We start from the raw sequence: 6,256 nt of genomic DNA on the forward strand, positions 1-6,256 counted from the left end.
GCGCTACGCTTAACGAGTATGACGGCGCGGAGTAGCGATCATGGAACGTAAAGGGATTATTGCCGCAGGCAACATGCTGGTCGATCATGTCCATCAGATCAGGCAGTGGCCGGAGCGCGGCTGGCTGGTGGAAATTGTCCATAGCGAACGCGCCACCGGCGGCGCCCCGCTGAATGTCCTGTTGACCCTGGCTAAAATGCATGCCGGACTGCCGCTGCAGGCGGTTGGCCTGATTGGCGAGGATAACGACGGCGACTACATTACCGCCATGCTCGATCAGTACCATATCAATCGCCAGCTCGTGCAGCGCACCAGCTCCGCACCCACCTCGATGACCCAGGTGATGACCGACGCCGACGGTCAGCGCACCTTCTTTCACTCTCCCGGCGCCAACCGACTGCTTGACCTCCCGGCCTTTGAGCCGCTGGATACGCCGCTGAAGATTTTTCATCTCGGCTATCTGCTGCTGCTCGAAAGCCTTGATCGGCCCGACGAGGCGTTCGGCACCCGCAGCGCACGACTGCTGGCGCAGATGCGCGATCGAGGCTATGAAGTGTCCCTCGACCTGGTGTCGCGCAAAGGCGATCCGCACTACCGCCCGCGGGTCCTGCCGGCGCTGGCGCATCTCGACTACCTGACCATCAATGAGCTGGAGGCCAGCGAGTTTAGCGGGCTGGAAATCCGCCTGCCCAACGGTGAGCCGCACGTCGCTAATATCGCCCGCGCCGCCAGCGCATTACTTGACGCCGGCGTGCGCCAGCGGGTAGTGATCCATTGTCCGGAGGGCGCATGGGGCGTATCCCGCACGGAAGCCGGGCGCTGGGTACCGTCATGGCGGCTGCCGCCGGAGGAGATTATCGGCAGCGTCGGAGCCGGGGACGCCTTCTGCGCCGGCCTGCTGTACGGCAGCCACGAACGCTGGCCGTTAACCGACAGTCTGCAGCTGGCCCACGCCTGCGCCCGCGCCAGCCTGCAGGCCGCGAATGCGATCGACGGCGCCAAAACGCTCCCTGAGCTGCAGGCGTTTATTCAGTTGCAGAATGGTTAGACTGGGTAGATCCCGCTATCAGGGCGATGCCACAGGAGAACGACGTATCATGGCGAGAAAAGGGATACGGTTTATTCAAATCACGCCTGTTTTACGCTGAGTTCAACAAGGGCGGGCCAGATGACTAACTGCGCCACTCGGCCAACACCTTTTCCAGTTTATCTAACGACTCAGCGCGTTTTATCGCTGGCATCTGATGAATATTGCGCAATTTCCACTGCACGGCAGGCAAATCCTGAATACGTGTTTCCGGCGCTAACCGCCAGTCTGGTTCGCCTCGTTTAAATGACAGCAAAAAATCGATATCCTGTTGCGTGAAACAGGATTTTAACGCATCAATCATCCTGTAGGGGACTGCTGTCAGTTCCTCCAGGGCTATCGTCTCAAATGTCATCCCGCTGAATTCACGGTAAAAGGGTTCAGCAATATCTTTCCAGCGAGGACTAAGCACTTCAGCCAGAGGCCGATTATGGCTAAGTAAATACGCGATAAACCCATTGAAAATGGGACGGTTAAGCTCCTGCGCATCAAGAAGTAATTTCACATCATAAAAATCTCTGGGATGCTGGCGATCCAGCGCCGCGCATAATTTTCCACCGTAGAGATCGGGCAACGAAACCACCGGAAGGCTGGCATAGCCAAAAACGTCCTCTACCGCCCCCACCACCTCTCGCTCCTGTGGTGGATATAATGTTCCCCGTGCGACCGGTGAGACCTCTATCTTTATTTGTGCGCTATCGGTAGTAACAACGACACGCATCTCATCGGAACGATTAGCTTGTAATACAGCGTTTATACCTGCCTGTTGTTGCAGATTGGCGGCAATACGTGCAAGCGCATCCCGTATATGAGGTAAAGCGATCGTTCTGCTTTCCAGGGGCACCCAGGCGAGGTCGATATCCACCGATAATCGTGGGAAATCACGGATAAAGAGATTGATTGCCGTGCCACCTTTCAGCGCAAATTCCCGTTCGACGGCAACATAGGGTAAAACCTGCATTAACAGAGCAACCTGCCGATAATAGGGCGCCTGTATATCCATATTTTTTATTCCTTTTGAAAGCGTTCAGGCACAGTGATTTGATATTGAGCATTGAACTTGCCATTTACCACGATTTGCCGCTTACCCGCACCCAGATCGATTTTTTGGCTATCGATTCGTCTGAGCCAACCATGCTCGTAAAAACTGGCGAAAAAGAGATACAAACGCTTGGTCTGCACGGACTGGCTGACAGAAAGCAGATACTCTACTTTACGAGGATTAAGATTAACTAGTCCCTGGAAAAGCTCTGCCGCGTGGTTAAATGAGAGGGTCCCCGGTACCGCGCTCAACAACTCGTAAGCAGCCAGTTCCGGCGCACTGCCGGTGAGTCTTTTCCCTTTTACATCAAGCGTTACGCGGTATTTATCATCCAGCACCGGCAGTTTTTGCCCCGATATGACTATCCACTCCACACCCAGGAATTCCCTGAACCATTTTGGCAGCAGCGCTTTATTTTCCATACTCAACCAGCACTGGTTTTGTTTGAGCTGTAGATAGTGTGAACGACCCTGCCAGACTAAGCTACTGAGCCCCGCGACATACACCGGAGCGGCTAGCTGATTTTGCAAACATGCTAATGCATCGTTCCACTCCGGCTCACGTCCCGCACGCGCGTATACGCCGTTGCCTCGTTTTTTTAACCAGCCACTTTGCGTGTATTTAAAGGCCAGAGAGGGAGAGATGGCATGCCGGCTTAACCAGGACTGAAGGATCACATCTCCGGGAGCACTGTTTTGCAGCAGCCAGTTTAATTTTGATGACATAGATTAACCCAAGGTGTCACTTTAATAAAAAAAGTAAACTCGCCGCGCTAAATAAAGTCAAGAGCAGGTTGGCAGCACCTCGCCCTACGCCGCCTTATCGCTGTGGGTCACATCGGCGGAAAAGACATAGCCCAGACCGCGCAGGGTTTTAATCAACGTCGGCTGATGCGGGTTTAACTCGATTTTGCGGCGCAGGCGCATGATCAGCACGTCGATGGTCCGGTCGAACACCTCAGTGCTTTCATTATGAGTCAGCGCCAGCAGCTGTTCGCGATTCAATACCCGGCGCGCGTTCTGCGCCAGCGCCAGCAGCAGGCCATATTCTCCCTGGGTCAGCGGGATCGCCTGCTGCTGCGGGTTATACAGTTCGCAGCGCGTGGTATCCAGCCGCCAGCCGTTAAACGTCAGGCCGCTGCCGACGCCCGACGTCTCGCCGGCCAGCGCCCCGCTGCGTCGCAGTACCGCTTTCACCCGGGCGACCACCACCCGCGAGCTGAAAGGTTTGGCGATGTAATCATCGGCGCCCATCTCCAGGCCCACCACTACATCAGACTCACTGCCCAGACCAGACAGCATCACCACCGGCAACTCAGGCCGCGTGCGCTGCAGCTGCTGAAGCACCTGCAGACCATGGGTATCCGGCAGGATCATATCCAGCAAAACCAGCGCGATGTCTGCCCGCTGCGCCACCCTCGCCAGCGCGTCGCCGCCGGTCTGGCAGACCAGTACTTCAAACGCGTGCGCGCCAAGCACATCGCTGAGCAGTTCGCCCATCGCTATGTCGTCATCCACCACCAAAATGACTGGTTTCATCTTTGCCTCTGCCCGCGGGGAATTAGTGTCAGTCTGATCGATTCTGCAAGCCTGCGCCGACAAATTCCTCTCCCGGTGACATTTTTTCAAGCGCCGTCACATCTCCGGCGTATCGACACGTCAAATCTGTCGACAGGCTGTTTTTCGTCAGCATTTCGCCCAAAAAAGCCGCGTATCATCAAGGAATATCCACAATGAAAATATGGCATAGAAGATGCATAGTGACGGCGCGATAGCGCAAACGCGCCCATTGAATAACTGGAGCAAGACCGATGAAAAAAGTCGTCACGGTTTGCCCGTATTGCGCATCAGGTTGCAAAATCAACCTGGTGGTCGATAACGGCAAAATCGTTCGGGCTGAAGCGGCGCAGGGGAAAACCAACCAGGGAACCCTGTGCCTGAAGGGCTATTATGGCTGGGACTTTATTAACGATACCCAGATCCTGACGCCGCGCCTGAAAACCCCCATGATCCGTCGTGAACGCGGCGGCAAGCTGGAAGCGGTTTCCTGGGATGAGGCGCTGGATTACGTCGCCACTCGCCTCAGCGCCATTAAAGCCAAATATGGCCCGGATGCGATCCAAACCACCGGCTCCTCCCGCGGCACCGGTAATGAAACCAACTATGTGATGCAAAAATTCGCGCGCGCCGTTATTGGTACCAATAACGTCGACTGCTGCGCTCGCGTCTGACACGGCCCTTCGGTTGCAGGTCTGCACCAGTCGGTCGGTAACGGCGCCATGAGTAATGCCATCACGGAGATTGATAACACCGATCTGGTGTTTATCTTCGGTTACAACCCGGCGGATTCCCACCCTATCGTGGCGAATCACGTCATTAACGCCAAACGCAACGGGGCGAAAATCATCGTCTGCGACCCGCGCAAAATTGAAACCGCGCGCATCGCCGACATGCACATTGCGCTGAAGAACGGCTCGAATATCGCGCTGCTCAACGCCATTGGCCATGTGATTATTGAAGAGGATCTGTACGATAAATCCTTCGTCGCCAGCCGTTCCGAGGGCTTCGAGGAGTATCGCAAAATCGTTGAAGGCTATACGCCGGAGTCGGTGGAAGCGATCACCGGGGTTAGCGCCCAGGAGATCCGCGCCTGCGCCCGGATGTACGCCAGCGCCAAATCCGCCGCCATCCTGTGGGGCATGGGCGTCACCCAGTTCTATCAGGGCGTGGAGACGGTCCGGTCGCTGACCAGCCTTGCGATCCTCACCGGCAACCTCGGCAAGCCGAGCGTCGGCGTCAACCCGGTACGCGGCCAGAACAACGTCCAGGGGGCCTGCGATATGGGCGCGCTGCCGGATACCTATCCGGGCTACCAGTACGTCAAATTCCCGGAGAACCGCGAGAAGTTCGCCAAAGCCTGGGGCGTCGACAGCCTGCCGGAACATACCGGCTATCGCATCAGCGAGCTGCCGCATCGCGCGGCGCACGGTGAAGTGCGGGCAGCGTACATCATGGGTGAGGATCCGCTGCAGACCGATGCCGAACTCTCGGCGGTCCGCAAAGCGTTCGACGATCTGGAACTGGTTATCGTCCAGGACATTTTCATGACCAAAACCGCCTCCGCGGCCGACGTCATCCTGCCGTCCACCTCGTGGGGCGAGCACGAAGGCGTGTATACCGCAGCGGACCGCGGCTTCCAGCGCTTCTTTAAAGCCGTGGAGCCGAAGTGGGACCTGAAAACCGACTGGCAGATCATCAGCGAAATCGCCACCCGGATGGGCTATCCGATGCACTACAACAATACCCAGGAGATCTGGGATGAGTTGCGGCATCTGTGCCCGGACTTCTACGGCGCCACCTATGAAAAAATGGGCGAACTCGGCTACGTCATGTGGCCATGCCGCGATGAGTCCGACGCCGACCAGGGGACGTCGTATCTGTTTAAAGAGAAGTTCGATACCCCGAACGGGCTGGCGCAGTTCTTCACCTGCGACTGGGTCGCGCCGATCGATAAGCTCACCGACGAGTACCCAATGGTGCTGTCGACGGTGCGCGAAGTCGGCCACTACTCGTGTCGTTCAATGACCGGTAACTGCGCGGCGCTGGCGGCACTGGCGGATGAACCTGGCTATGCGCAAATCAACACCGCCGACGCCGAACGGTTAGGCATCGAAGATGAAGCGCTGGTGTGGGTGAATTCGCGTAAGGGTCGGATCATCACCCGCGCGCAGGTCAGCGACCGGCCGAACAAAGGCGCGGTGTATATGACCTACCAGTGGTGGATCGGTGCCTGTAACGAGCTGGTCTCAGAGAACCTGAGTCCGATAACCAAAACGCCGGAGTACAAGTACTGCGCGGTCAACGTTGAGCGGATTGCCGATCAGCGCGCGGCGGAACAGTACGTGATCGATGAGTACAACAAGCTGAAAGACCGCCTGCGCGAAAGCGCAATGGGTTAAGGTTCGAACCTTTGTACCATTGAGTAGCCCCGGTAAGCGTTAGCGCCACCGGGGATTTTCCCCGGAGGCGGCGCATTGCGCCTTCTCCGGGCTACCAAATCGTACAACGCTGTAGCCCCGGTAAGCGGTAGCGATACCGGGGATTTTCCCCGGAGGCGGCGCATTGCGC

5 protein-coding genes are annotated in these 6,256 nt (G+C 57.0%); 2 read left to right on the forward strand and 3 right to left on the reverse strand.

Features of this window, described 5'->3' with window-relative positions; all coding sequences use genetic code 11:
- Nucleotides 1-40 precede the first annotated feature (40 nt).
- Nucleotides 41-1,048, forward strand: coding sequence for a carbohydrate kinase family protein (locus tag HMPREF3142_RS14410; RefSeq protein ID WP_022065799.1), 1,008 nt, complete (start codon nt 41-43; stop codon nt 1,046-1,048).
- A 124-nt stretch (nt 1,049-1,172) separates the two neighbouring features.
- Here HMPREF3142_RS14410 and HMPREF3142_RS14415 read toward each other — a convergent pair whose 3' ends face one another.
- The 3 genes from HMPREF3142_RS14415 to HMPREF3142_RS14425 form a co-directional block, all read right to left on the reverse strand.
- Entirely contained in the window at nt 1,173-2,090 is a 918-nt protein-coding gene (locus HMPREF3142_RS14415; protein ID WP_032734038.1) for a nucleotidyl transferase AbiEii/AbiGii toxin family protein, read from the reverse strand.
- A gap of 5 nt (nt 2,091-2,095) precedes the next feature.
- Nucleotides 2,096-2,854 (reverse strand): type IV toxin-antitoxin system AbiEi family antitoxin, encoded by a 759-nt coding sequence (locus HMPREF3142_RS14420; RefSeq protein WP_070612171.1) that lies wholly within the window; start codon nt 2,852-2,854, stop codon nt 2,096-2,098.
- A gap of 84 nt (nt 2,855-2,938) precedes the next feature.
- Nucleotides 2,939-3,667: a response regulator transcription factor gene (locus HMPREF3142_RS14425; RefSeq protein ID WP_008807258.1), complete on the reverse strand. Its 729-nt coding sequence runs from the start codon at nt 3,665-3,667 to the stop codon at nt 2,939-2,941.
- A gap of 272 nt (nt 3,668-3,939) precedes the next feature.
- Here HMPREF3142_RS14425 and fdhF point away from each other — a divergent pair, with 272 nt between their 5' ends.
- Entirely contained in the window at nt 3,940-6,087 is a 2,148-nt protein-coding gene (gene fdhF, locus HMPREF3142_RS14435; protein ID WP_077625390.1) for a formate dehydrogenase subunit alpha, read from the forward strand.
- Nucleotides 6,088-6,256 lie beyond the last annotated feature (169 nt).

Origin of the sequence: Klebsiella sp. HMSC16C06, assembly GCF_001808325.1 — a bacterium.
Lineage (GTDB): Bacteria > Pseudomonadota > Gammaproteobacteria > Enterobacterales > Enterobacteriaceae > Klebsiella > Klebsiella variicola.

Coding starts and splice junctions, on each gene's coding strand:
- HMPREF3142_RS14420 (WP_070612171.1), bottom strand. CDS start 2,854: ATGTCATCAAAATTAAACTGGCTGCTGCAAAACAGTGCTCCCGGAGAT.
- HMPREF3142_RS14425 (WP_008807258.1), bottom strand. CDS start 3,667: ATGAAACCAGTCATTTTGGTGGTGGATGACGACATAGCGATGGGCGAA.
- HMPREF3142_RS14415 (WP_032734038.1), bottom strand. CDS start 2,090: ATGGATATACAGGCGCCCTATTATCGGCAGGTTGCTCTGTTAATGCAG.
- HMPREF3142_RS14410 (WP_022065799.1), top strand. CDS start 41: ATGGAACGTAAAGGGATTATTGCCGCAGGCAACATGCTGGTCGATCAT.